At 70.1% G+C, this 23,247-nt stretch carries 25 protein-coding genes; 13 read left to right on the forward strand and 12 right to left on the reverse strand.

All coding sequences use genetic code 11. The annotated features are described in order from the left end of the window. The first annotated feature begins 18 nt into the window (after nt 1–18). The gene (locus TU34_RS01010; RefSeq protein WP_045820970.1) at nt 19–957 is read left to right on the forward strand and encodes a DUF5926 family protein; all 939 of its coding nucleotides are present in this window, start codon (nt 19–21) and stop codon (nt 955–957) included. Next, a complete protein-coding gene (locus TU34_RS01015) occupies nt 954–1,406 on the forward strand; it encodes a YdeI/OmpD-associated family protein (protein WP_045820971.1) in 453 nt (150 codons plus the stop codon). The genes TU34_RS01010 and TU34_RS01015 overlap by 4 nt, the downstream gene beginning before the upstream one ends. Nucleotide 1,407: 1 nt before the next feature. Here the strand turns inward: TU34_RS01015 and TU34_RS01020 are convergent, their stop codons facing one another. From TU34_RS01020 to TU34_RS01035, 4 genes are all read right to left on the reverse strand, one after another. Further along, nucleotides 1,408–1,968 carry a ferritin gene (locus TU34_RS01020; protein ID WP_045820972.1) on the reverse strand — a complete coding sequence of 187 codons (561 nt, stop codon included), beginning with the start codon at nt 1,966–1,968 and terminating at the stop codon, nt 1,408–1,410. Between the two features lie 73 nt (nt 1,969–2,041). Beyond that, the gene (locus TU34_RS01025) at nt 2,042–3,391 is read right to left on the reverse strand and encodes an LCP family protein (RefSeq protein WP_238981115.1); all 1,350 of its coding nucleotides are present in this window, start codon (nt 3,389–3,391) and stop codon (nt 2,042–2,044) included. Nucleotides 3,392–3,428: 37 nt separating this feature from the next. Beyond that, complete coding sequence (locus TU34_RS01030; RefSeq protein ID WP_052688566.1) at nt 3,429–4,241, reverse strand: CPBP family intramembrane glutamic endopeptidase; 813 nt, start codon at nt 4,239–4,241, stop codon at nt 3,429–3,431. Between the two features lie 27 nt (nt 4,242–4,268). Beyond that, nucleotides 4,269–5,024, reverse strand: coding sequence for a DUF2470 domain-containing protein (locus tag TU34_RS01035; RefSeq protein WP_045820973.1), 756 nt, complete (start codon nt 5,022–5,024; stop codon nt 4,269–4,271). Between the two features lie 100 nt (nt 5,025–5,124). On the opposite strand from TU34_RS01035, the gene pheA reads away from it, so the two are divergent. Both pheA and TU34_RS01045 read left to right on the forward strand, forming a co-directional pair. Next, nucleotides 5,125–6,063: a prephenate dehydratase gene (gene pheA / locus TU34_RS01040; RefSeq protein WP_275041716.1), complete on the forward strand. Its 939-nt coding sequence runs from the start codon at nt 5,125–5,127 to the stop codon at nt 6,061–6,063. Next, nucleotides 6,063–6,710 carry a histidine phosphatase family protein gene (locus TU34_RS01045; RefSeq protein ID WP_045820974.1) on the forward strand — a complete coding sequence of 216 codons (648 nt, stop codon included), beginning with the start codon at nt 6,063–6,065 and terminating at the stop codon, nt 6,708–6,710. Before pheA ends, TU34_RS01045 begins: the two co-directional genes overlap by 1 nt. Before the next feature lies 1 nt (nt 6,711). On the opposite strand, the gene TU34_RS01050 is transcribed toward TU34_RS01045, so the two are convergent. After that, the gene (locus TU34_RS01050) at nt 6,712–7,062 is read right to left on the reverse strand and encodes a metallopeptidase family protein (protein WP_045820975.1); all 351 of its coding nucleotides are present in this window, start codon (nt 7,060–7,062) and stop codon (nt 6,712–6,714) included. Nucleotides 7,063–7,099: 37 nt separating this feature from the next. Further along, nucleotides 7,100–8,368, reverse strand: a complete 1,269-nt coding sequence (locus TU34_RS01055; protein ID WP_082079726.1) for a septum formation family protein — start codon at nt 8,366–8,368, stop codon at nt 7,100–7,102. A 54-nt stretch (nt 8,369–8,422) separates the two neighbouring features. Here TU34_RS01055 and TU34_RS01060 point away from each other — a divergent pair, with 54 nt between their 5' ends. The 4 genes from TU34_RS01060 to TU34_RS01075 are packed head-to-tail and all read left to right on the forward strand — an operon-like array spanning nt 8,423 to nt 11,496. Continuing rightward, nucleotides 8,423–8,833 (forward strand): ankyrin repeat domain-containing protein, encoded by a 411-nt coding sequence (locus TU34_RS01060; RefSeq protein ID WP_045820976.1) that lies wholly within the window; start codon nt 8,423–8,425, stop codon nt 8,831–8,833. A 43-nt stretch (nt 8,834–8,876) separates the two neighbouring features. After that, nucleotides 8,877–10,136 (forward strand): serine--tRNA ligase, encoded by a 1,260-nt coding sequence (gene serS, locus TU34_RS01065; protein ID WP_045820977.1) that lies wholly within the window; start codon nt 8,877–8,879, stop codon nt 10,134–10,136. A gap of 10 nt (nt 10,137–10,146) precedes the next feature. Then, nucleotides 10,147–11,049, forward strand: a complete 903-nt coding sequence (locus TU34_RS01070; RefSeq protein WP_238981116.1) for a hypothetical protein — start codon at nt 10,147–10,149, stop codon at nt 11,047–11,049. Nucleotides 11,050–11,103: 54 nt separating this feature from the next. Then, the gene (locus tag TU34_RS01075) at nt 11,104–11,496 is read left to right on the forward strand and encodes a tautomerase family protein (RefSeq protein ID WP_045820978.1); all 393 of its coding nucleotides are present in this window, start codon (nt 11,104–11,106) and stop codon (nt 11,494–11,496) included. 3 nt (nt 11,497–11,499) lie between these two features. On the opposite strand, the gene TU34_RS01080 is transcribed toward TU34_RS01075, so the two are convergent. Beyond that, nucleotides 11,500–12,312 carry an AraC family transcriptional regulator gene (locus TU34_RS01080; protein ID WP_203225388.1) on the reverse strand — a complete coding sequence of 271 codons (813 nt, stop codon included), beginning with the start codon at nt 12,310–12,312 and terminating at the stop codon, nt 11,500–11,502. A 63-nt stretch (nt 12,313–12,375) separates the two neighbouring features. Here TU34_RS01080 and TU34_RS01085 point away from each other — a divergent pair, with 63 nt between their 5' ends. Further along, entirely contained in the window at nt 12,376–12,879 is a 504-nt protein-coding gene (locus TU34_RS01085) for a VOC family protein (protein WP_203225389.1), read from the forward strand. A 19-nt stretch (nt 12,880–12,898) separates the two neighbouring features. Here TU34_RS01085 and TU34_RS01090 read toward each other — a convergent pair whose 3' ends face one another. Then, nucleotides 12,899–13,561 (reverse strand): maleylpyruvate isomerase family mycothiol-dependent enzyme, encoded by a 663-nt coding sequence (locus TU34_RS01090; RefSeq protein ID WP_045820980.1) that lies wholly within the window; start codon nt 13,559–13,561, stop codon nt 12,899–12,901. Beyond that, nucleotides 13,561–14,118: a TetR/AcrR family transcriptional regulator gene (locus tag TU34_RS01095; RefSeq protein ID WP_045820981.1), complete on the reverse strand. Its 558-nt coding sequence runs from the start codon at nt 14,116–14,118 to the stop codon at nt 13,561–13,563. The genes TU34_RS01090 and TU34_RS01095 overlap by 1 nt, the downstream gene beginning before the upstream one ends. 106 nt (nt 14,119–14,224) lie before the next feature. On the opposite strand from TU34_RS01095, the gene TU34_RS01100 reads away from it, so the two are divergent. The 4 genes from TU34_RS01100 to TU34_RS01115 all read left to right on the forward strand — a co-directional run bounded on the left by TU34_RS01100 (nt 14,225) and on the right by TU34_RS01115 (nt 19,606). Then, nucleotides 14,225–15,061: an alpha/beta fold hydrolase gene (locus TU34_RS01100; RefSeq protein ID WP_045820982.1), complete on the forward strand. Its 837-nt coding sequence runs from the start codon at nt 14,225–14,227 to the stop codon at nt 15,059–15,061. 96 nt (nt 15,062–15,157) lie between these two features. Continuing rightward, nucleotides 15,158–15,640 (forward strand): EVE domain-containing protein, encoded by a 483-nt coding sequence (locus TU34_RS01105; protein WP_052688568.1) that lies wholly within the window; start codon nt 15,158–15,160, stop codon nt 15,638–15,640. A gap of 91 nt (nt 15,641–15,731) precedes the next feature. Next, complete coding sequence (locus tag TU34_RS24455) at nt 15,732–19,103, forward strand: PE family protein (protein ID WP_160298491.1); 3,372 nt, start codon at nt 15,732–15,734, stop codon at nt 19,101–19,103. Next, nucleotides 19,100–19,606 carry a hypothetical protein gene (locus tag TU34_RS01115; RefSeq protein WP_052688572.1) on the forward strand — a complete coding sequence of 169 codons (507 nt, stop codon included), beginning with the start codon at nt 19,100–19,102 and terminating at the stop codon, nt 19,604–19,606. Before TU34_RS24455 ends, TU34_RS01115 begins: the two co-directional genes overlap by 4 nt. A 15-nt stretch (nt 19,607–19,621) precedes the next feature. Here TU34_RS01115 and TU34_RS01120 read toward each other — a convergent pair whose 3' ends face one another. The 3 genes from TU34_RS01120 to feoB all read right to left on the reverse strand — a co-directional run bounded on the left by TU34_RS01120 (nt 19,622) and on the right by feoB (nt 23,110). Further along, nucleotides 19,622–21,112: an HNH endonuclease signature motif containing protein gene (locus TU34_RS01120; RefSeq protein ID WP_045820983.1), complete on the reverse strand. Its 1,491-nt coding sequence runs from the start codon at nt 21,110–21,112 to the stop codon at nt 19,622–19,624. Nucleotides 21,113–21,197: 85 nt separating this feature from the next. Beyond that, nucleotides 21,198–21,782 (reverse strand): NifU family protein, encoded by a 585-nt coding sequence (locus TU34_RS01125; protein WP_045820984.1) that lies wholly within the window; start codon nt 21,780–21,782, stop codon nt 21,198–21,200. After that, entirely contained in the window at nt 21,779–23,110 is a 1,332-nt protein-coding gene (gene feoB, locus TU34_RS01130) for a ferrous iron transporter B (RefSeq protein WP_238981117.1), read from the reverse strand. The genes TU34_RS01125 and feoB overlap by 4 nt, the downstream gene beginning before the upstream one ends. Nucleotides 23,111–23,247: the final 137 nt, after the last annotated feature.

Raw genomic sequence — 23,247 nt, forward strand, 5'->3', positions numbered from 1 at the left:
GTAATAGATTCTGGTCCCATGGCCAAGAAGAGCAAGCGCGGAACCGGACGTCCCGGCAGTGATCGAGCCGAGCGGGTCGCCGCACGCAAGGCGCGGCAGGCGCAGGCCCTGGCCGCGCCGGCCCGGCCCTTCGAGGGTCTCGCCGCCGAATGCGACATCGTCGCGCTCCGCGCGTTCGTCGCGTCGGCGACGGCGTCGATCACCGTGCACGGCGAGTCGGGGTCCAACGCGGTGTCGCTCGCGACGATCCTGCCCGGTGCGGTCCAGGCCCTGACCCGGGATCTGGGCGGTTCGGTCGAGGGCCTGGTGGCCCTGCAGACCGAGTTCGAGGGGTCCGACATCCCCGGTGAGCTCGCGCACGCGCTGCGCTGGGCGAGCCGCGCCGAGGCGGGCGCACCCTACGAGCCGCGGCCGCAGGACACCGACGGCTCCGAGACCGACGGTGAGGCCGATCTCGCGGCCACCCTGGGCGCCGAGACCACCCTCGACATCACGCTGCACGACGACTTCTCGTGGTGGTTCGCCGATTCCGCCGACATCTCGCCGGACATCGCCGCGATGATCGAGCAGGCCTCGGAGTCGATCCTCCCGACCGCGCGCATCGTCGGCGACGACCTCTCCGGCGCCCCGTGGTGGGTCGACGCCGGCGAACGAGCCCACATCCGCTGGGTGCGGCCCGAGGCCGAGGACGACGTGATGACCGCGCTGGCGCGACTCCACGCGGCGGGCAGGCTCACCCTCGGCGAGGGATCGAAGTTCGCGGGCTCGTTCCGCACCCACGGTCTGCTGGTGCCCGTGTTCGACCTCGACAACGAGATGCATCACGAGGAGTGGACGGCCCCCTGTGCCCGCTTCGAGGCCGATCTCGCCGAGGCCCTCGCCCAGACCGGCGAGCTCACCGGCGAACAGCGTCGCTCGCGCGACGGCATCCGCGGCCGGCAGGTCACCCTGCGGTGACCGGGAAGTCGTTGCGGCGCACGGTCACCCTGCAGAGGCGGGGTCCGGCCGCGGCGATCGTCCTCACCGACGACGACGTCGCCTCACTCGGCGGCACCAAGACTCCGCCGGTGCGCTTCACGATCGGCGGCACCGAGATCGCCGGGCGCATCGGACGGATGGGCGGCGAGAACCTGCTGGGTCTGAACAAGGCGGTGCGGACCCTGCTGGGGGTGGAGGCCGGCGACACCGTCGACGTCGTGATCGAACTCGACGACGGTCCGCGCGAGATCGAGATCCCGTCGGCACTGGCCGCGGCCCTCGACGCCGACCCCACCGTGCGTGCGACGTTCGACGCGTTGGCACCGTCGCGTCGCAAGGAGCATGCCCGCGCGGTCGCCGACGCCAAGCGCGACGAGACCCGGGATCGCCGGATCGCGGCGATCGTGGAGGGCTTGCGGAGCAGCTAGCTCAGATCGCGCCGCCGGCGATCGAGGGCGCGGTCGCGTCGGCCTCGGCCGCGACGTTGAGTTCACGCTGCACGAAGTTCTCGAGATCGAAGGTGTTGCCGTTGCAGCGCTCGGCGACGGTCTGCAGCGTCGTCATCACCGCGACCTCCTCGACCTGCTCCTTGAGGAACCACTGCATGAACTGCTCGCCGAGGTAGTCGCCCTCGTCGCGAGCGGTCTTGGCCAGCGCGATGATCTGGTCGGTGACCGTCTGTTCCTGGTGCAGGGCGAGTTTGATCGGCTCGCGGAAATCGCCGAAATGGCTTTGCGGAGCGGCGATCCCGGGAACCTCGACGGCCATGTCGCGGTCGAGGAAGTACTGGATGATCATCATGGCGTGGTTGCGCTCCTCGACCGACTGGCCGTAGAAGTGCTTGGCCAGCTGCGGGAGATCCTCGTTCGCGTAGAACGAGGCGAGCGCGATGTACTGCTGCGACGCCGCGAACTCATGGGCGATCTGCTCGGCGAGGAGCTGGTGGAAAGCGGATACGGGGCTCGCTGCTGAGCGCGTGGAGACGGACATGGCGACGAGACTAGGCTGTCCGATTTGGCCTGTCACCCAAGTTCGCCCTTACTGAGGTCGCACTTCCCACCGCTCAGCTGATCGCACCGGTGTTGGTACTCAGGAGGTTCTGGGGGATGGGTGCATCCTTCGCGATCAGGTCGAAGAAGGTCGACGTGTCGTCGTCGGGGGCCAGCGCGTCGCCGTCGTCGGTGCTCTCCGAGCCGCCGGTCGGTGTGGTCGTCGTCACCGGACCGCCACGCAGCGCCCACCCCAACATCGCGAGGTTCCAGATGTGGTCACCGTTGTCGACGGTGAGCGTCGAGACGGTGCCGCTCACGAACGGGAACAGCCGGAACGGGTTGGCGATGGTGGAGAAACTCGCCGCCTTCGACATCAGCGCGGTGAGGAACTTGCGCTGGTTCACCACGCGTTCGAGGTCGGCGTTCGGGAACGCGCGGGTGCGCACCAGTCCCAACGCCTGACGGCCGTTCAGATCCTGGCAGCCGGCCCGCAGGTTGAGGCCGGCCTTCGGGTCGCGCAGTGGTTGGTCGAGACAGATGTTCACCCCGCCGACCGAGTCGACGAGGGTGTCGAAGCCACCGAAACCGATCTCGGCGTAGTGGTCGATGTGCACCCGGGTGAACGTCTCGATGGTCTGCACGAGCAGCTTCGGACCGCCGAAGGTGAACGCCGCGTTGATCTTGTGCGGGCCCTGACCGGGGATGGTGACGTAGAGGTCGCGTGGGATGCTGACGATGATCGCCTTCCCGCTGTTGGGGATGTGGACCAGCATCATGGTGTCGGTGCGGCCGAGATCCCCGTCGACATCGCCGGTGGTGAGGTTGCGCTTCTGTTGTTCGGTGAGGCCCGCACGCGAATCCGAGCCCACGAGAAGCCAATTGGTGCCCGGGGTGTCACGGACGCGATCGGGGTAGGCGCTCAGGGCGTCGACGCGATTCAGTTTCGAGTCGTAGTAGAACGTGAGGCCCACCAGCGCCACCACGATGACGAGCAGCAGTGCGAGCAGGGTGCGACCGATGCGGGGGCGACGCAGACGTCGACGCCGGGGCGGTCGCGGCGGCGGGCCGACGGGGCGCTCGGGTCGCGCTGAGCGAGGGGGCCCGGGTGGGCCCGGACGTTCGAGTCTCGGATCGCGTCGGAAGCCCTGGGCGTCGGCCGGTGTGCGACCGCGCGGCGGCGGAGGGGGTGGGCCGCCGCGGCGCGGGGGCGCGTCGCGGAACGGTTCGGGCTTCTGTGGGGGCGCATAGCCGTCGACACCTCGCGCGGGACCCGGTCGTGGCGCGCCCGAGCGTGGAGGTGCGGGCTGGTTCGGTGTCTCCGACCAGGCGCGGGGCGGGCGTCGGTCACCACCGCCGTCACCGCGTCGGGGCCCGCCCGGGTCGCGGGGCCGACGGATGAAGGGCCCCTCCTGGTCGCTCACAGCCACGACTGTACGGAGGCGAGGCGGGTGGATGCGGTCACTGCAGCCAACTGAGATGGTCCCGAAGGAGTGCGTATCCGACGAACGCGACGGTGTCGATGAGGGCGTGGCCGATCACCAGCGGCCACGTGCGCGACGTCAGCTGGAAGAACCGGCCGTAGACCAGACCCATGACGACGTTGCCGAGTCCGCCGCCGAAGCCCTGGTAGAGGTGGTAGCTGCCACGCAGCAGCGCCGACGCCAGCAGCGATCGGTTCTCGCCCCATCCGAGTTGGCGCAGCCGGGTGATCAGGTAGGCGACCACCAGCACCTCCTCGGCCCCGGCGTTGCCGACGGCCGAGATCACCAGGATCGGTAGGCGCCACCACGTGTCGGTGAGGTCGCTGGGCAGCACCTGGGCGTTGACGCCCAGTGCGCGCGCCACGAGGTAGAGGCCGAGCCCCGGCAGCCCGATCCCGGCGGCGAGCGCTGCGCCCCAGGCGACGTCGCGGCGTGTCGGGCGGCGGGTGATCCCGGCGCGGCGCAGTGCCACGCCGCCGCGGTAGATGAGGTAGGCCGCGAGCGCGGCGATGGCGAACAGCCTCGTGGCGGCGAGTAGTTGGCGCGCGAGGTCGATGTAGTCGATCGTCGAGGTCGACTGGTTGAGGGCGACCGTGCTGTTGCCGATCCCGCCCGATCGCAGCTCGGCCTCGAGCAACGACAGCGCCGAGTACGCGCCGGAGAGACCGAACGTGAGGATGACGACGATGCTGATCTCGGCGCCGATGAGCCGACGCTGCGTGCGGTCGGTGACGACCGCGATGTCGGCGGGGCGCGCCGGCGTCAGCAGCGTTCGGATGGGTGAGGGCACCTCGCCACGATAGAGATGCCGCCTGTGTCAGTCGGTGATGCTGTTGAGGTAAGGGCAGCCCGCGAGCGCGCGGATCGCCCGCGACAGGGCCATCACGTCGGTGACGGGGCGGTCGAACGACAGGCGGGTGTCGAGGTCACCGGTCTCGCCCTCCACCCGGAACCGGATGCCCCAGCGATCGATGCCGAGCGGGCGCACCCGCCCGTTGCGCAGGTGCCGCGGGAGGCGACGGCCGAGCTGCTCGATCACGTCGGAGTGGTCGGAGTCGAGGTGGGCGATCCACTCGGCCTCGTACTGCCAGAACGGGTCGGGTGTGGCGCGGGTCAGCTCGTCGGCGGCCACCGCGGCCGCTCCGGTCGATGTGGCGATGACGGCGCCGGTCAGCTGCAGACGCAGCATCGAGTAGCCGTGACCGAGGTCGAGCAGTTCGTCGGCGGGGTGCTCGAGGGCGATCTCCATGGCGAGGTCGCGCTCGAGGTCGGCGGGCACCCGGTGCAGCACGCCGTTGAGCCAGATGAGCGACCGCACGCGTTCGCGGAGTTCGATGGGTGCGCAGTCGGTGACCTCGACCATCGCGGGGACGCCGTCAGAGCCCGCGCGGGTGGCGGCCATGGCGTCGGTGTCGGACCCGATGAGGACGAACGCCTGACCGTCGAACAGGTGCACCATCGTCACCGGCGACGGTTCGGCGCCCTCGATGGCGACCATCGCCGCGGTCACGCGCATGCACGCGGTGCGGATCGCCTCGGCGTCGGTCGGGCGGTCGGTCACGGTGGTTGCCATGGCGGGTCCTGTTCTGGCGGGAGCTGAACGAGCGTGGTTAAGGTAACCCTAACCTAAACTCTGGAACCGAGTCGGGCAACAGGTGGACTAGGCTCGACGCGTGTCCGACCGTCGCCCTCTGCTACCCGAGCCGTCCGGCGCGGTCGCGTATTTCGGTCCGGCGGGAACGTTCACCGAGATGGCCCTCGATCGTCTGATGGACCGCGTCGGGTGGGCTGTCCGCGAACGTTCCGCGCAGTCGAGCCCGGGTGACGTCGTCGGGGTGGTCCGGTCGGGTGCCCTCGAGTACGGCTGCGTCCCGATGGAGAGCTCGGTAGAGGGTGCGGTGCCCGCGACCATGGACGCGCTCGCCGCCGGCGACGGCGTGCAGATCCTCGCCGAGACCGTCCTCGACATCGCCTTCACCGTCGCCGCGGCCCCCGGACGTGGCCGCGACGACGTGCAGACCATCGCGGCCTATCCCGTCGCCGAAGGTCAGACGCGCGAGAGCCTGCGGCGGCTGTTCCCCTCGGCGACGGTCGTCCCGTCCTCGTCGAACGCCGCCGCCGCTGCCGATGTCGCGGCCGGCCGCGCCGATGCCGCGCTGACGACGGCCCTCGCCGCCGGCAATCACGGTCTCGTCGCGCTCGCCGAGGATGTCGCCGACGCGGCCGACGCCACGACACGGTTCGTGTTGATCGGACGCCCGGCGCCGGTCCCGGCGCGCACGGGACGTGATCGGACGGCGGTGATCCTGAACCTGCCGGACGTGCCGGGCTCCCTCGTGCGCGCGATGAGCGAATTCGCCACGCGGGACATCGATCTGATGCGCATCGAGTCGCGCCCCCGACGCCATTCGTCGGGCTATCACTTCTTCCTCGACGCCTCCGGTCACATCGACGACCCTCTGATGGGACACGCGCTGGCGGGACTGCACGCCTTCGCCGAGAAGGTCACGTTCCTCGGTTCGTGGGCCGCCGAGCGCGCGACCGGCGCGGCCTCACCCGACCACTCCGACTCGCTGCGCTGGGTCGAGGCGTTGCGCCGGGGTGAGCACTGATGGCGACGTTGCACCTCGTGCGGCACGGGCAGACGACATCGAACGTGATGGCGCGCCTCGACACACGACCCCCGGGCGCAGGGCTCACCGATTTCGGTGCGCGCCAGGCGGTTCGGTTCGGCCTCGAACGCCCCGACGTCACACCGGTCGCGCTGTACAGCTCGATCGCCCGTCGCGCGCGCGAGACCGCCGACCTCATCGGGACGGTGTGGGGGATCGAGGCCCGGGCAATCGAGAACCTTCACGAGGTGCAGGTCGGCGACCTCGAGGACCGCAACGACGACGAGTCGGTACGCGCCTTCCGTGATCTGATCGCCGACTGGTTCGCCGGTCACACCGATCGGCGGGTCGGCAACAGCGAGAGCCTCGACGACCTGCTGGGCCGCTACGTCCCGGTGATCGAGTCGCTGCGCGACGCCCACGCCGATGCGCCCGGCGATGTCTACGTGGTGAGCCACGGGGCCGCGATCCGACTGGTCGCCGCCCACCTCTCGGGTGTCGATCCAGAGTTCGCGCTCGAGAACGGTCTGCCCAACACCGGGTCGATCGAACTCGCCTGGCGCGACGACGCGTGGACGTGCGTGCACTGGGGAGGTGTCGACCCGGCTCGCCCGTCCGCGGCTGTCACCGTCGACCCGATGGGCTGAGTCAGCCCCATCCGTGGGCGTGCAGCCAGGCGTCGTCGATGCCGAAGTGGTGCGCGATCTCATGTACGACGGTGATCGCGACCTCGTTGACCACCTCGTCGCGGTCGGTGCACATCGCGAGCAGCGGTTCGCGATAGATCGTGATGGTGTCGGGCAGTGCGCCGCCGTAGGTGGTGTCGCGGTGGGTCAGCGCGATGCCCTCGTAGAGACCCAGCAGATCGGGCTCCTCGGGATGGTGCGCCTCGACGAGCACGACCACGTTGCTCATGGCCTCGGTGAGTTCGGTGGGAATGGTGTCGAGCGCGTCCGACACCAGCTCCTCGAACTCCCGGTCCGACATCTCGACCGTCATCGCGCGGATCCGTCTGCGACAGAGAGGTACATGGCGGTCAGCCCTCGGGGGCCGGGACCTCGGTGGGGTTGGGTGCGATGCCCGACGGCAGCGGTACCGGCGTCGGGTTGAGGCGCCCGGGCGGCTCCACCGGTGGCGGCACCGGCACCTTGCCGTTGATGAGCAGGTTGGGCTTGCCGTCGCCGACGAGGGTGGCGAAGCCACCGCGGTCGGGCAGACCGACGTAGCAGACCGCGGTGCGACTGCCCGACAACCAGCTGACCTGGCTGATCGTGGACCACTGCACGTTGAGCGTGGTGTCGGTGAACGCCTTCTGGGTGCCGAAGAACCCGGTTGTCATCTTCGGGCAGACACCGGAGAGGAATCGGTTCTGGGTCGCGATGTCGGGCCACGGCTTCCCCGCACCGGGGGCACCGAACTGCTCGGCCAACCCGACGAGCCCGGTCACCTGGAACGCGTGCTGCTCGGCGCAGTTCACCGGGTCGGTGGGCTGGCGCGATTGCTGGTTGATGCCGATGCACGTACCGATCGGCCACTGCGGCGCCTGGTCGAGGTCGGCGACACGACCCAGGAACGGCTGCAGTCGACCCGTGGAATCTGCGGCCTGGATGCCGCAGCGCAGGGTGCGTTCGCCGTCGTTCCACTGGCGCTGCGAGGGGTACAGCATCCCGACCGAGAAGCGGCCGTTGGGATCGAATCGACCGTTGAGGTAGGAGTTCACCTCGTTCGGGCAGTACTGCTCGCGCAGCGCCACGAACTGCTCCCGGCTCGGCCACGGCGCGGTGTCGCCGAACCGATTCCCCGCGGCGGCCGTGAGGTCGACGACCCCGGCGACCTCGAAGTAGTGCGATCCGCCGCAGCCGATGGCCGACGGGCGGCTCGGATCGTTCTGCGGCCAGGTGAGACACGTGCCCGGGGTCGACCGGTTGAACGCGTTGGCCTGCGGCCCGCGGGCCTCGGCGCCGATCGCGGTCTGGTCGATCGACCCGGCGTCGGAGAACCCACCGATCGCCGCGACGATCGCCGCTGCCGCCAGCGCGCCGAGCACGACGGCGCCGAGCACGGTGCGCATCGGGTGCGCGGTGAGCCACCGGGTTCGTCCTGCCGCCGCTGCGACGGGGGCCGCGTCCTCGGGTTCGCGAGCGTCGTCGGCCTCGGACTCCTCATGCACCGCGGTCTCGTTGTCGGCCTCGAGATCGTCGTCCGGCGCAGCGTCCGCGGCCGACCCCTTCTCGTCGACGGGATCGGGCGAGGTGTCGTCGGACGGGGAGTCGTCGGGTGTGGGGGGTTCGGTGGGCGCAGACATCGCCGTCCATCATGCCTGTCGCGGGGCGGCGTCCGGCCGATACCGTGGACCTCGATGCCGATACCCGACGAACCGACCCCTGACCAGCACTACGACTCCGACATGGCCGAGCTGGCCGGCCGGCTGTTCGACATGGCGCGGGGCGGTCACACCGCGTCGCTGGTCGAGTACGTGCGGGCCGGTGTGCCCGTGAACCTCACGACCGGCACCGGCGACACGCTGGTGATGTTGGCCGCCTACCACGGGCACGCCGCGACGGTCGCCGCCCTCGTCGGTCTCGGTGCCGAGGTCGATCGCCCCAACGACAAGAACCAGACCCCGCTCGCAGGTGCGGTGTTCAAGGGGCACGACGACGTCGTCGAGACCCTCGCCGCCACGGGCGCCGATCCCGACGCCGGCACGCCCACCGCCCGTGATGCCGCCTCGATGTTCGGTCGCGAGGATTACGCGGCGCGGTGGCGGTGATCGGGGACTGACCCGCGCAGGGCGAGCCAGTAGGGTTCTGCAGGTGATCGACCTCAAGATCCTGCGGGACGACCCCGACCTCGTGCGTACCTCCCAACGCAAGCGCGGGGAGGACCCCGCGCTCGTCGACACCCTTCTCGACGCCGACGTCACGCGTCGATCCGCGATCGCCGATGCCGACGCGCTGCGCAACGAGCAGAAGACGCTCGGCAAGTCGGTCGGCAAGGCCTCCGCCGAGGAGAAGCCTGCGCTACTGGCCCGCGGCAAGGAACTCGCCGAGAAGGTGAAGGCCGCCTCGGCGGCCCAGTCCGAGGCCGAGGCCGTCGTGACCGCGACCCATCGGGCGATCGGCAATGTCGTCGCCGACGAGGCGCCCGCCGGCGGCGAGGACGACTACGTGGTGCTCGAACACGTCGGCGAGCCGACGGCGATCGACAACCCGCGCGATCACCTCGAGATCGGCGAGTCGCTCGGCCTGCTCGACATGGAACGCGGCGCGAAGGTGTCGGGGTCGCGGTTCTACTTCCTCACCGGGCAGGGCGCGCTGCTCCAGCTCGGCCTGCTGCAGCTCGCTGCGCGCCTGGCGACCGCCAACGGGTTCACCATGATGATCCCGCCGGTGCTGGTGCGCCCCGAGGTGATGGAGGGCACCGGCTTCCTCGGCGCGCACTCGGCCGAGATCTACCACCTCCCCGACGACGACCTGTACCTCGTCGGGACCTCGGAGGTACCCATGGCCGGGTACCACATGAACGAGATCCTCGACCTCTCCGACGGACCGAAACGTTATGCCGGATGGTCGAGTTGCTTCCGTCGCGAGGCCGGCAGCTACGGCAAGGACACCCGCGGCATCATCCGTGTGCACCAGTTCGACAAGGTGGAGGGCTTCGTCTACTGCAAACCCTCCGATGCCGAGGCCGAGCACCAGAAGCTCCTGGGGTGGCAGAAGGAGATGCTCGCCGCCATCGACGTGCCCTACCGCGTGATCGACACCGCTGCAGGCGATCTCGGGTCCTCGGCCGCGCGCAAGTTCGACTGCGAGGCATGGGTTCCCACGCAGGGGACCTACCGCGAACTGACCTCGACCTCGAACTGCACGACGTACCAGGCCCGTCGGCTCTCGGTGCGCTACCGCGATGAGAACGGCAAGCCGCAGACCGCCGCGACCCTCAACGGCACCCTGGCCACCACGCGGTGGATCGTCGCGATCCTCGAGAACCACCAGCAACCCGACGGGACGGTGCGGCTGCCCGAGGCGCTCGCCGCGTCGGTCGGCACCGACGTGCTGCGCCCCACGAGCTGACCACGCGCCCATGTTGATCGCGGGAGTCCTCGCTGCGCTGTTCGCCTCGATCGCCTACGGGGTGTCGTCGGTACTGCAGGCCCACGGCGCCCGCAGCAGTCACGACGCCGCACTGGCCCGGGGCGAGACCGGGCTCTCGACCGAGACCGGCGCTCCCACACTGCGATCGACCGTGCTCGCGATGCTCACGGTCTACTTCATCGTCGGGACCGTGATGGACGTGGCGGGCTTCGTCGGTGGTGCCGTGTCGGCCCGGTTGGCACCGCTGTTCCTCTCGCAGACCATCATCAGCGCCAACCTCGTCATCACCGCGGTCCTCGGCATCTTCGTGCTGAAGATCCGCCTGCACACCCGTGACTGGGTCGCGATCGCCGTGGTGCTGCTGGCACTGTGCGCGTTGGGGGTGTCGGCGAAAGAGAATCCCCGCCAGACCGAGTCGATGCTGTTCCACTGGGTGTTGCTCGGCGCGACCGCGGCGCTCGTCGTCGTGTCGGTCGCACTCGTGCGGTGGTTGGGTTCGCGGGCGGCGATCGCGGCCGGCCTGTCCGCCGGTGCGCTGTTCGGTGCCGTGGCCATCTCGGTGCGCGTGCTCGACGGGCTCGACCCGTTCTCCCTGTCGACGCTGTTCGCCGATCCCGCGCTGTACGCGCTGGCGCTGGCCGGCGGTGGCGGTTTCTACCTGCACACCGTTGCGCTGCAACTGGGTTCGGTCAACGGTGCGACCGCTGCACTGGTCGTCGGCGAGACCGTGGTGCCGGGTGTGATCGGCGTGATCTTCCTCGGCGACGAGACGGTGAACGGTCTCGCCTGGCTCGCCGTGCTGGGTTTCATCGCCGCCGTGGTCGGTGCCGTCACCGTCGCCTGGTCGGGGGCCGTCGAGGCGTCGGCGCAGGCCGAGGTGCAGGCGGAATAGTGCCGGGCACGGGCGGGTTGAGGTCGTCGACGCCCACCTGAGGAGATCCCGACCGTGCCACTCGTACACATCCACCTGATCGAGAACCGCCGTACCCCCGAACAGGTCCGCGTGCTGGCCGACACCGTGCAGGAGGTGTTGCTCGAGCACTTCGCCGCCCCGCCCCGGGATCGCTATCAGCTGATCACCGAGCACAAGCCGGGCCACATCATCGCCGAGGACACGGGTCTGGGGTTCGAGCGCACCGACGACATCGTGCTCATCCAGATCGTGCAACAGGGCCGCGACAGCGACCAGAAGCAGGCCACCTACCGCGCGTTGGCCGACCGGCTGGGTGCCGAATGCGGTCTGGCCGGAACCGATCTCATCGTGTCGGTCGTCGAGAACACCCAGTCCGACTGGTCGTTCGGCAATGGGGTCGCCCAGTTCGTGACCGGCGACCTGTAGACCTCAGCCGCGCGCCTCGCGGCCTGCGGTGCGGGTCCGTCCGGGTGTCTCGCCGATGATCCCGCGGTAGCGGCGTGAGAAGTGGGCGTGGTCGGTGAAACCCAGATCGGCTGCGAGCGTGGCCAGGTCGGTATCGGGATCGGTGAACAGCCGTGTGGCCGCGTTCTGCATCCGTCGACATTCGATGAGCTGTTTCGGGGTGAAGCCGGTGTGTCGACGCACCACCCGCTCGACCGTCCGCGCCGATGCGTGCACGGCGTCGGCGAGCGCGGCGGCGGTGGTGATGTCGGTGCGTTCCTCGGCGATCACCGCGGCCGAGGTGGCCAGTCGGCCGGCGTCGTCGACGCGTTGGGCAAGCGGGGCGAGCCACTCCCGGAGCACAGCGCTCAGGTCGTCGCCCTCGCCGGTCATCGCGGCGGCGATGCGCGTCGACGGTGCGTCATGGAAAGCGATGTCCGCACCGAGTAGTCCGGCGTCGGCGAGATCGGTCAGCAGGGGGGTGGCGGCCGGCCGGAACAACACACCGGCCGCCCAGCCGCCGCCGGTCAGCGTGCGCTCGGTGACACGCGGTTGCGGCCCGTAGAGGCCGGTGTGGTGCGGGCCGTCGACCTGCGGCCCGGCCTCGACCACGACGTTGAGCGCGGGATAGTTGAGGACTCGTTGCGTCAGTGGCGCTTCGATGTCCCACCGCACCACCCAGATGTTGCGCACCAGTTCGGGGAGGCCGAGCTCGAAGCGGTCGAACACCACACCGGGCGCGCCCGGGTTCAGGTGGCCCCGGGACGCGATCGCGTGGTGGATCTCCGGCGGCCCCATGGTCGGACAAGTCTGTCGCAAACGTACAAGACCTGCCAGCCCCGGGCGGCGACGATGGATGGCATGACACGCACCGAGGACACCACCGCCGCCACCGGAGACCACACCACCGACGGTCGCCCGCACGTCTACTCGTCGCTCACCCCGTTCATCGTGGTGAGCCCGGCCCGCGATGCGATCGGGTTCTACCGAAGCGTGTTCGGCGCGTCGGTCGGCGGTGTCACGGAGATCGACGGGGCCGTCGCCCACGCCGAACTGCAGTTCCCCGAGGGGCGCCTGCAACTGGGTGAGCCGAGCGCGACGTACGACCTCGCCGCGCCCACCCCGGGCGCCCCGGCCGTCTACTCCCTCGCCGTCTACGTCCCCGATGTCGACGACACGGTGACGCGTGCCGTCGCTGCCGGCGCCACGGTGCGGGAGCAGCCGATGACGTTCGTCTCCGGTGATCGGTTCGCGTCGGTGCTCGACCCGTTCGGCGTGCGGTGGTCGGTGATGACGCGCGTCGTCGATCTCAGTCCGGAGGAGAGCGAACGCCGCGTGGCGGACTGGGCGGCCGAACAGGGCTGACGGATCGCGGGTCGCTCGTCTATTCGTGCAGGTCGGTCGACGGCAGATCGCCGAGGATCGCGAATCCCTCGAGGTAGGGCTCGATGTCGCCGGCGACGGTCCACGAGCGCAGCTGCGCCGCTGACCGGCGGCTCACCAGGGCACGGGCGAGGTCGGCGTCGGTGGCGGCGATGACCGCGGCGGGATCACCCTCGGCCGATCGCCACGTCCAGCGCTGCCCGCGCAGTTCGAGAGGCGGGAGCTCGGCGACCCGTCCGGCGAGTCGCTGTGCAAATCGGTCCCGGACATGCTGTGCCGCAGGGGTGTCGGTGGCACCGTGGGCACCCAGTGCACCGCGCAGATCCTGCTCGTGGATGACGATGTCGTTGACGGGCCGGTCGCCCGACAACCGGATGTGAGTGACCATCGCGTCGGTGATGCCGCGCCACTCGGTGACCAGCTCGGTGACGCTCCTGTCGCGTCGGGCCTCGACCTGCGCGGCGGTCCAGGCCTCGTTGTGGTCGTCGGGCTCGTGACCCGCGACGACGTCGGCGCCGATACCGACCATGTGCGACAACAGATCCCGTACCGTCCAGTCGGGACAGGCGGGAACCGACGAGGCGACGGCCGCCGCGGGAGCCCGCTCGACGAGGTCGATGACGCGCTGCTGCGCCGCCGTCCATTCCGTGCTCGCGTCGAACATCAGGCGGGGGCACCGATCGCGGCGGAGATCAGCACCTCGGCGGCGTCACGTGCGTGCCGTGCCGCGGTGGGGTCGGCGACGATCGCCGAGGTCGTCTGCGCGCCCTCGGCGAGCAGGACCAGCTGGCGGGCCAGGGCCGGCGTGGCGCCGGCCTTCTCGACCAGGTCGTCGACGTAGATCTGGAAACTCTCCTTGTGGGCGCGCGCCGCCGCGGCGACCTCGGGTGACGACCCGCCGAGTTCGCCGAACGCGTTGATGAACGCGCAGCCTCGGAAGTCGTCGGTGACGAACCACTCGGCGAGGAAGTCGAACACCGCGAGCAGTTTGTCGCGGGGCGAGGCGAGCGGGGCCGCGACACGGTCGAGGCCCGACACCCACATGGCGTGACGGTGCTCGAGGACCGCCAGCACGATCGCGTCCTTGCCGGGGAAGTCTGCGTAGAGACGCTTGAGGGAGACGCCGGCCGACTCGCGCAGTTCGTCCATGCTCACCTGCTGGATCCCGCGCTCGTAGAACAGCCGGTCGGCGGCCTCGACGATGGCGGTTCTGGTGTCCATGGGGTCAGTGTACTTGCCCAGAGAACGATCGTTCTGTACCGTTGGGAACACGAGAGAATGATCGTTCTCTCGCCGACCGAGCCACAACTCGTCCAGGAGACACGTCATGGGTCAGATCACCACCACAGGCACCGAGAACTCCGCACCGATCGAGCTCTACTACGAAGACCACGGCACCGGGCAGCCCGTCGTGCTCATCCACGGTTATCCCCTCGACGGGTCGTCGTGGGAGAAGCAGACCACCGCCCTCCTCGACGCCGGCTACCGCGTCATCACCTACGACCGCCGCGGGTTCGGCAAGTCGAGCAAGCCGACCATCGGTCACGACTACGACACCTACGCCGCCGACCTCAAGGCCGTTCTCGATCAGCTCGAGCTGAATCAGGTTGTCCTGGTCGGGTTCTCGATGGGCACAGGCGAGGTGGGTCGTTACCTCGGGAAATACGGCTCGTCCCGCGTCGCCAAGGCGGTGTTCCTCGGTTCGTTGGAGCCGTACCTGCTCCAGACCGACGACAACCCGGCCGGCGTCCCCCAGGACGTGTTCGACGGCCTCGCCGACGCGGTGAAGTCCGATCGCTACGCGTTCTTCACCGACTTCTTCACGAACTTCTTCAACACCGACGACTACCTCGGCAACCGCCTCAGCGAAGAGGCCCTCGCCGCGAACAAGCAGCTGGCCTACAACGCCTCGGCGTGGGCATCGGTGGCGGCGCAGCCGACCTGGCTGACCGACTTCCGCGAGGACATCCCGAAGATCGACGTGCCGTCGCTCATCGTGCACGGCACCGCCGACAACATCCTCCCCATCGACTCCACGGGCCGCGAGTTCACCAAGGCGCTGCCCGACGCGGAGTACGTCGAGATCGAGGGCGCGCCGCACGGTCTGCTGTGGACCCACCACGAAGAGGTCAACAAGGTGCTGCTCGACTTCCTCGCCAAGTGAGAACCTTCCCCGCGAAGTAGCGGCTCGTCCGCTCACCGGCCGCACCCGACACCCGGGTGCGGCCGGTTCGCGTTCGGGGGCGTGCCATCGTGGGGCATGGCTGCACGCAAGGTCGCCGAATCCTCGTTGGGCGCGTGGGTGTTCACCGTCAACGGTGCGCGGTGGGATTCCGTGGTCGAGATCGCGTCACAGGGTGGACGACTCACCACCCGCTGCGTCGCGGCCAACTACCGCAAGGACGTGATGGCCGCGGGCCAGCGCGCGCTGCTCTGGGTCAGCGGTCCCCCACACGGACCGCGTCCGCGCGGTATCGCCGGGCTGGGATGGATCACCGGTCCGAGTGAGATCGACCCGGAGAACGACTCCGACGAGCCGTCGTGGCTGGCCCACACCGACATCAGACTGCTCGCCGATGCCGAGCGCGTCCGGGCGACCGACCTCGGCGAGATACCCGGCGTCGCCGGTATGGAGATCCTGCGTCTGCCGCAGGCGAGCAACCCCTCCTGGGTCACGCGCGCCGAGATGGCTCTGATCGAACCGCTGCTGCCCGAGTGGCCCGATCCGCCGAGGGCCGCGTAAGTCGTTCCGACGTCTAACGATGTGCAGAAAAATTGCAGTGCGAATCTAGGCTGCCGCGAAAGCGGGTGCGTCGAGATTCGAGGGAGTTGTCGTGGGTGTTCACAGGGCGTCGCGTGTGTCGAAGTCTGCAGGTAGAGCGGTTCTGACGGGCGCGGCAGCCGGCGCGGTGGTCACCACGGCCGCCGCCGCGGTGCTGATGGGTGCGGGAGTCGGCTCGGCTCCGGCCTCGATGAATGCCGCGACGGATGTCGGCGCCTCGACCGAGAGCGGACCGAGCCGCGTGCACCTCGAAGGCGTGGTGCTCACGAGCAAGACCCTGCAGATGTTGTCGTCGTTGCCGGCGGGCTCGTCGGTGGTGGTCCCCGAACAGGTGCCGGTGTCGACCTCGAGCGGCAGTACCTCCTCGGTGCCGCCGCTGACGGGAACCGGTTCGTCACCGGTCACGCTCTTCGTCCCATCGACCGCCACCGGCGGTTCGGGTCCGGTGTCGCAGGCGTCGGTGTCGCGGTTCAGTGTGTTCACGCCCGAGACGACGTGGACCCCGTTGCGGACCGCAGCCGGCACGTCGTCGACGGCATACGCGTTCGTGCCCGCTCCGGGGACCGATCCGCTCGCCGGTCTGGGCATGTTGATCCGCGTGTTCATCGGCGACGGTACGGACGCGCCGGCGGATTGTGTTGCGGCGGCGTGCAACGGCGGCAACGGGGGTCTGTTGTTCGGCAACGGCGGTCGCGGCGCGAACGGTGGCTCCGGCGGCAACGCCGGCTTCTTCGGCAACGGTGGTGCCGGCGGAGCGGCGACCGTGGCCGGTGGTGTCGGTGGCGCGGGCGGGAACGCCGGGTTCATCGGGGTCGGTGGGAGCGGCGGCGCGGGCGCTGCCGGGGCGGTCGGGACCACGGGCTCGGTCGGTGGCGCAGGTGGCCCAGGTGGTGTCGGTGGTCGCGGCGGTCTGCTGTTCGGCAACGGTGGTGTGGGCGGTGCCGGCGGTCTCGGCGGAGCGGGTGGTGCGGGTGCGGTCGGCGGAAACGGTTCCGGCGGAGCCGTGTCGGGTGCCGCGGGCGGTGATGGCGGCGCGGGAACGGCCGGTGGCGCGGGCGGCCGTGGCGGCGATGCGGGAGCAGGGGGCGCCGCAGGACTCATCGGCGCGGCCGGCCTGTCAGGCGCGAACGGTGACGGCGGTGCGGGTGGGTCCGGCGGCCGCGGAGGTGACGGTGGCACCGGTGCCGATGGTGCGGCAGGCACGGCGGCGACAGGCGCGGGCGGCAACGGCGGGGATGGTCAGAACGGTGGAGCCGGCGGGGCAGGCGGTGTCGGTGGAGCCGCGGGTGTCGGAGGCGCGGCCGGAACCGGCGGTACGGGTGGCACGGCGGGCACGGACGGTGCCGACGGTGCGCAGGGCTTCGGCGGCGCGGGTGGCAACGGCGGCCGTGGTGGCGCAGGTGCCGATGGCGGAGTCGGCAACGTGGGCGGCCTTGCGGCCGGCGCCGGCGCCAACGGGAACGTGGGTGGAACCGGCCAGGCCGGCGGCAATGGCGGCAAGGGCGGGGACGCCGGCGCTGGTGGCGCCGGTTCCGTCATCGGCGCGGCGGGCGTGAACGGAACCGGAGGCGACGCCGGGAACGGTGGTCGAGGTGGTGCGGGCTCGAACGGGGTCGACGGCGCGAACGGGACGAACGCGACGACACCGGGTGGCTCCGGCGCAGCGGGTCAGGCCGGCGGCAATGGCGGAGCAGGCGGCGCCGGGGGTGCTGCCGGTTCCGCGGGCCTCGCCGGCAGCGGCGGGACCGGAGGTGCGAATGGCGCTGCAGGCGTGCAGGGTTCACAGGGCAACGGCGGGGACGGCGGCAGCGGCGGACGCGGCGGAAACGGTGTCGCGGGTGCCGATGGTGTGACCGGTGTGAACAACGGAGCGGCGCAGAACGGTGGCGCCGGCGGAGCAGGCGGTGACGCCGGAGTCGGAGGCGTCGGCTCGACCAACGGGTCGAACGGCGTCAACGGCGCCGGTGGCAATGGCGCGGCCGGCGGTAACGGCGCTGCAGGTGTGAACGGCGGCAGCGGTACCGCGGGCACATCGACCATGGTCAATGGTGGTGCGGGCGGCGCGGGTCTCGCGGGTGGTTCGGGCGGTCACGGCGGGGCGGCAGGTGCCGCGGGGACCGGCGGCACCGGTGGGGCGGCGGGTGTCCGCGGCAACGGCGGCAACGGCGGGTCGGGTGGGAACGGTGGTTCCGGCGGAGCCGGATTCGCCGGGGCCACGGGAGCGGATGGTTCTCGCGGCTCCGATGCGGTCATCAGCGGGCCCTTCAACGGTGTCACGCCGGCGACGGACGGCGGTGCGGGTGCGGATGGACAGGTAGGCGGGAACGGTGGCATCGGAGGCGTCGGTGGCGCCGGCGGTGCCGCGGGTACGGGCCTGAACGCCGGTGTCGTCGGGCGGAACGGCGATGGCGGAACCGGCGGCGATGGTGGGTCAGGGGGAGGTGGTGGTGACGGTGGCGCCGGTGGAAACGGCGCGACGGTCACCTATTCGAACGGTTTCGGAAGCGCGAATCCGGCCAACGGCGGGAACGGCGGACGGGGCGCGGCGGGAGGCATCGGTGGAGTCGGTGGACAGGCCGGCAGTGGGGGGTTGGCCGGAACGGGTGCTCCCGGGGGTATCGGTGCGGCCGGCGCGAACGGCACCGGTGGCGATGGCGGATCCGGCGGCGACGGGAAGATCGTCGTAGGCGGATCCGGAGGTCGCGGTGGTGACGTGACCACCGCGCACGGCACCGCGGTGGCCGGTGCCGGCGGAGCCGGAGGGAACGGTGGCTACTCGAATCAGGGTGCGAACGGAGGCGGAGCGGGCGGTGCCGGCGGAAACGCTGTGTCATCCGCATCGGACGGACAGGCGATCGGTGGCCCCGGTGGTCGCGGCGGCGACAGTGGCCAGAACGGAAACGTGATCGCCGAGCTCCCGTCACCGGGAGGCACCGGCGGAGCGGGTGGCAGCGCCTCGGGCGCCGATGCCGTCGGCGGACAAGGCGGCGCCGGTGGCAATGGCCGCACGACCTACGCGGGTGGTGCGGGCGGAGCCGGCGGAACTGCGACCAGTACCGGAGGCGGTGACGCCACCGGCGGTGCCGGCGGCAGCGGTGGCAACGGCGGGTCCCCCGGATTCAATCTCTTCGGATCACCCGTGAACGCCGGTGGCAACGGTGGAACCGGCGGAACCGGCGGCGGCGCGACCAACTCCGGCGTGGGTGCGGCCACCGGCGGGACCGGTGGCGCGGGAGGCAACGGCAGTCCGGGAGTCACTGGAACCCTGAGCGGCAATGGCGGGAGCGGCGGGAGCGGCGGCTCGGTGAGCGCGGCTGACGGTTCCGCGAACCCGGGCTCCGGCGGAACGGGTGGTGCGGCCGGCGGACCCCTCAAGGCGGCCGGGTCCCCAGGTGCCACCGGTTCGATAACGTCGGCACCATGACGAGGAACGCGAGCGGCCGCCCGGGCACCTCGACCCGCCTCCCACTGGCCGTGGCGTCTCTGGCGGCGGTCCTCGCGCTCGCTGCGCTGGTGGTCTCGGTGATCGCGCTGGTGCAGGGTGGGTCCGACGACTCGTCGCCGAGTTACTCCGAATCGCAGCGATCCGCTGACACCCGCACGGTGTGCGATGCGTTCGCACTCAATCTGAAAGCGGTGTCGATCCAGACCGGATCGCAAGCGCCGGCAGGCGAATCCGGAGTCGCGGCTGCCGCGGCGAACGCGCGGCTGGCACTGTTCGCGGCGGGGGTGAACCTGACGGATGCACTCGAGTCCGCCCCGGCAGCACCCGATGCGCTCCGGTCGGCGGTGACCGACCTCGCGAAGCAATACCGCACGGTGGCAACGCAGTATCTCGCTGACGCCGGTGTGAACTCGACCGAGGTGGCGGTGGCGAAACGCAGTGCGGGTGCGGCGGCGACGTCGGTGAGCAACACCTGCGGATAGGAGTTGCGCCCGACCTCAGTACGGCGGCGGTTCGGCGTCCCGGGCACGCTCGACGGCACGACGATGTGCGTCCCGTTGTCGGGTGCGGAGTTCGTCGAGGTGCCTGCGTGCCGGGTGATCGGCTCTCGAGGGTGGCGAGCGCAGTGCGGAGAACAGATCGGTACCGGTGTAGGCGTTGCCGAGGAACATGTGGCCGGTGGGTGACTCGAAGAGCACCGTGCCCATCTCGTCCTGGTGGTCGCGCCACGCGGTGAAGGTCTTGATCCGGTGGTGGAAACGGCACAGCGGCTTGAGATTCGCGCGCACGGTCGAGCCACCGCGGCTCGGATGGCGGTGGTCGAACGGGTCGGTGTGGTCGATGTCGGCGGACCACGCCGGCGCGCTGCAGCCGGGAAAGGTGCAGCACAGTTCACCGGCTCGGATCAACGCCTGCAGTTTCCTGCTCGGGACGTATCCGGTTGCGTCAGGCGCCGGTGGCAGGGGACGCAGGAACTCGCGCTGGGCGTCCGCGAGCAGCGATCGCATCGTGTCGGCATCGACGATGCCGTGGCCGTCGAGGAACCCCGGCTGATCATCGAGGCCCAGCATTGTCGACAGGTTCGCCACGATGTGGAAGGTCGGACGTGCCGACGTCGACACGGCCTTCTGTGGACCGTCGACCGCTGTCGCAGCGCAGTCGTCGCAGAGGCACTCGAGCCGGGACTCGTGACGCGACAACGCCAGCAGCGCGTCGGCACGACGCTGGTCACGTGTGCGCGGATCCCCGCTGTGCGGCTGCGCCGCCATCGCCTCGAGCTGCGCGTCGATCTCGGCTGCGCTCGCCATGGGCAACGACGCCGACAGCCGACCCTGCCCCGGCGCGTGCCGGTCGGGATGCACCGACACCTTCCTGTCAGCCTCGGCGCGCTCGCGTCGGCGAAGTAGTGCGTCAGGATCGAACTGCGCCACAGCGGCATCGACCATCACCGTGAACCGGGCACGAGCCATCGGGGGCCGGGCGAAGATCGCCTGCGCGAGATGGGCGTCGACATCGGCGATGGTCTCGGGGGAACACAGCGCCGTCCGCGACACGGCGATGAGGAAGTGCCCGAGGTCGAGTCGCCCGGTGGCCAGAGCATGGCCGGTGAACGGGAGTCGATGCCGTAGCGCGGAACCGGCGACGATGAGCTCGCGCGCCCGGCCCGGGGTGACGTTGAGGACCGCACCGACCTCCGCCATGGCACGTTCGAGACCGTCGGGTCCGAACTGCGACCGTGGATCCTGCTTCGCCCGCGCGGCAGCGGACATCTCGCCGAACTGCTCGGACGTCGTGGCCTCACCGCTGTGCTGCGCGGCCACCTCGGCGAGGAAGTCTTCTTCCCGTTCCTCGTGGATCAGGCTCGCCGCCTGCAGTATTCGATAGTCAGCCGACGCCGTGACCGAACGGCAATGGGCGAGTACCTCGACGAGCTCGACGGCGGTCAGAGCAGTATCCTCTGCCAGCTGCGTCATCACCCCCGTGGTCATGATGCGAACGTACAGGCACCCACTGACACCATGGCCCGAGAACGCTGACGCCCTGTGGAATGGACGAGAACTGTGGACAGAATCGCTAGCCGCGCGACGACACCGGGAACAGGCCCAGCAACCTGCGACCCATCGCGATCGACGGTGCCGCGTCGACCCGGACCCCGACAAGCGCCGGGAATCGTTCGCGCACAGCTTCTTCGAAGCGGTCGGTGAGGGTGACGTCGGAGGCCGGGCAGTGGGCGCACGTGCCGCCCAGCGACACGGTGACGACGCCGGAAGCGACCTCGACCACGGTCAGGGCGCCGCCGTGGGACCGGATGAAGTCACCCACCTCGCCGGAGAGAACCTGGTCGACCGCGGCCCGCAACACGTCATCGGCCGAGCCCTCATCCACCGGGCGCCATGCGTTCGGCTCACCCAAGGCCGATCCCAGCGCCGAGCGGATCGCACCGCCCGCGGTACGCCAGGAGTGATTGTCGTCCAGGCGAATGCGTACGGAATCCGGTTCGACGCAGAGCAGCGTGATCACCCCGTCATCGACGAACGCCTGCACCACCACCGGCGCCGACGCCACCTCGCCGATGAAACCGAGAGTGCCGGCGGGCATGACCCAGCGAAGCTCCTGTGGCGCACCGGGTACGGCCTCGGCATGGATGGGGACGGTCATGTCACCGCCGCCACGATGGTGTGTGCGGCGAACGCCATCACCCAGGCGAGCACGAACATGTACCCGAACGCGATGGCCGGCCACTTCCAGGTTCCCGACTCCCGGCGCATCACGCCGATCGTCGACATGCATTGCAGCGCATAGAGGAAGAACACCATCAATGCCGCCAACACGGGCGGGGTGAACAGCGGCTCGCCGATCCGCTCGCCGCTGGTGACGCGCATCGTTGACAGCGCATTGCTCGGATCGTCGGGATTCTCGGCCGCACCGACCTGCCCGAGCGTGGCGACGAAGGTCTCGCGTGCCGACAACGACGCGAGGATGCCGATGTTGATGCGCCAGTCGAATCCGAGCGGCGCGAACACCGGTGCGATGAACTTGCCGACGGCGGCGCCCGCGCTGTGCTCGATGACGTAGGAGGACGTCGCAGCATCGTCGTTCGGGTCGATCCCGGCCGCCCGGAAGTCGTTGTCGCCCCGTGTGGGGAGGTTGAGCAACAGCCACAGGGCCGCGGTCGTCACGAGGATGATGACACCGACCTTGCGGACGAAACCCTTGCAGGCGTCCCACACCGACAACGACATCGAGCGCACCGACGGCCACCGATAGGGCGGCATCTCCATGTAGAACGGGAGCAGTGGACCGGTACCGCGACCGATGCGCGAGAACAGCCACGCCGTCGCCATCGCCGACACGGCGCCGCCGAGGTAGAGCGCGAACATCACCACGCCCTGCGCCCCGAACGGGCCGACCCGGTCGGAGGAATCGACCAGCAGACCCGTCAGCAGGATGTAGACCGGGAGCCGCGCCGAACAGGTCATCAGCGGCGCAGCCATCATGGTGGCCAGGCGATCTCGGGTCGACGGCAGAGTGCGTGTCGCCATGATCCCCGGGATCGCGCACGCCAGCGACGACAGCAGGGCCACGAACGCGCGGCCCTCGAGTCCCGCGACCGACATGATCTTGTCCATCAGGAACGCGGCGCGCGCCATGTACCCGACGCCCTCCAGCAGGGCGATGAGGATGAACAGCAGCGCGATCTGCGGTAGGAACACCAGCACGCCGCCGACGCCACCGATCATCGCGTCCCCGAGAAAGCTTGCCAACCAGCCGATCCCGACATGGTCGCGCACCAGCCCGGCGAGGTGGTCGAAGAACTGTTGGACGTAATCCTGGAGGGGTGCGGCCACGGTGAAGATGACCTGGAAGAACGCGAACATGGTCGCGAAGAACACCAGTGTGCCCCAGACCGGATGCAGCAGAACGGCATCGATGCGACGCGTGCGGTCGTCGAGGCGCGGCAGGCGGTAGCGGGAGGTGGTCAGCACCGACTCGATCCACGCCGTGACCTCGGGTCCATCGGCGGGCGGGGGGAGTGCGGGGGGGGTCTCCTGTGAACATCTCCCAGCCCGCCGGACCAGGGATGGGCACGCGTTGCCGCGTTCTCCTGTGAAAAAAAAAAAGA

The sequence above is a fragment of the Williamsia herbipolensis genome, assembly GCF_000964005.1.
Classification (GTDB): Bacteria; Actinomycetota; Actinomycetes; order Mycobacteriales; family Mycobacteriaceae; genus Williamsia_A; species Williamsia_A herbipolensis.

Bases quoted from the DNA above. Each gene is read 5' to 3' on its own strand.
- TU34_RS01070 (WP_238981116.1), top strand. From the start codon at position 10,147: ATGTTGATCGCGGGAGTCCTCGCTGCGCTGTTCGCCTCGATCGCCTAC.
- TU34_RS01060 (WP_045820976.1), top strand. From the start codon at position 8,423: ATGCCGATACCCGACGAACCGACCCCTGACCAGCACTACGACTCCGAC.
- TU34_RS01050 (WP_045820975.1), bottom strand. From the start codon at position 7,062: ATGACGGTCGAGATGTCGGACCGGGAGTTCGAGGAGCTGGTGTCGGAC.
- TU34_RS01085 (WP_203225389.1), top strand. From the start codon at position 12,376: ATGACACGCACCGAGGACACCACCGCCGCCACCGGAGACCACACCACC.
- TU34_RS01100 (WP_045820982.1), top strand. From the start codon at position 14,225: ATGGGTCAGATCACCACCACAGGCACCGAGAACTCCGCACCGATCGAG.
- TU34_RS01115 (WP_052688572.1), top strand. From the start codon at position 19,100: ATGACGAGGAACGCGAGCGGCCGCCCGGGCACCTCGACCCGCCTCCCA.
- TU34_RS01035 (WP_045820973.1), bottom strand. From the start codon at position 5,024: ATGGCAACCACCGTGACCGACCGCCCGACCGACGCCGAGGCGATCCGC.
- TU34_RS01105 (WP_052688568.1), top strand. From the start codon at position 15,158: ATGGCTGCACGCAAGGTCGCCGAATCCTCGTTGGGCGCGTGGGTGTTC.
- TU34_RS01125 (WP_045820984.1), bottom strand. From the start codon at position 21,782: ATGACCGTCCCCATCCATGCCGAGGCCGTACCCGGTGCGCCACAGGAG.
- TU34_RS01010 (WP_045820970.1), top strand. From the start codon at position 19: ATGGCCAAGAAGAGCAAGCGCGGAACCGGACGTCCCGGCAGTGATCGA.
- TU34_RS01045 (WP_045820974.1), top strand. From the start codon at position 6,063: ATGGCGACGTTGCACCTCGTGCGGCACGGGCAGACGACATCGAACGTG.
- TU34_RS01090 (WP_045820980.1), bottom strand. From the start codon at position 13,561: ATGTTCGACGCGAGCACGGAATGGACGGCGGCGCAGCAGCGCGTCATC.
- TU34_RS01080 (WP_203225388.1), bottom strand. From the start codon at position 12,312: ATGGGGCCGCCGGAGATCCACCACGCGATCGCGTCCCGGGGCCACCTG.
- TU34_RS01020 (WP_045820972.1), bottom strand. From the start codon at position 1,968: ATGTCCGTCTCCACGCGCTCAGCAGCGAGCCCCGTATCCGCTTTCCAC.
- TU34_RS01120 (WP_045820983.1), bottom strand. From the start codon at position 21,112: ATGACCACGGGGGTGATGACGCAGCTGGCAGAGGATACTGCTCTGACC.
- TU34_RS01055 (WP_082079726.1), bottom strand. From the start codon at position 8,368: ATGTCTGCGCCCACCGAACCCCCCACACCCGACGACTCCCCGTCCGAC.
- TU34_RS01095 (WP_045820981.1), bottom strand. From the start codon at position 14,118: ATGGACACCAGAACCGCCATCGTCGAGGCCGCCGACCGGCTGTTCTAC.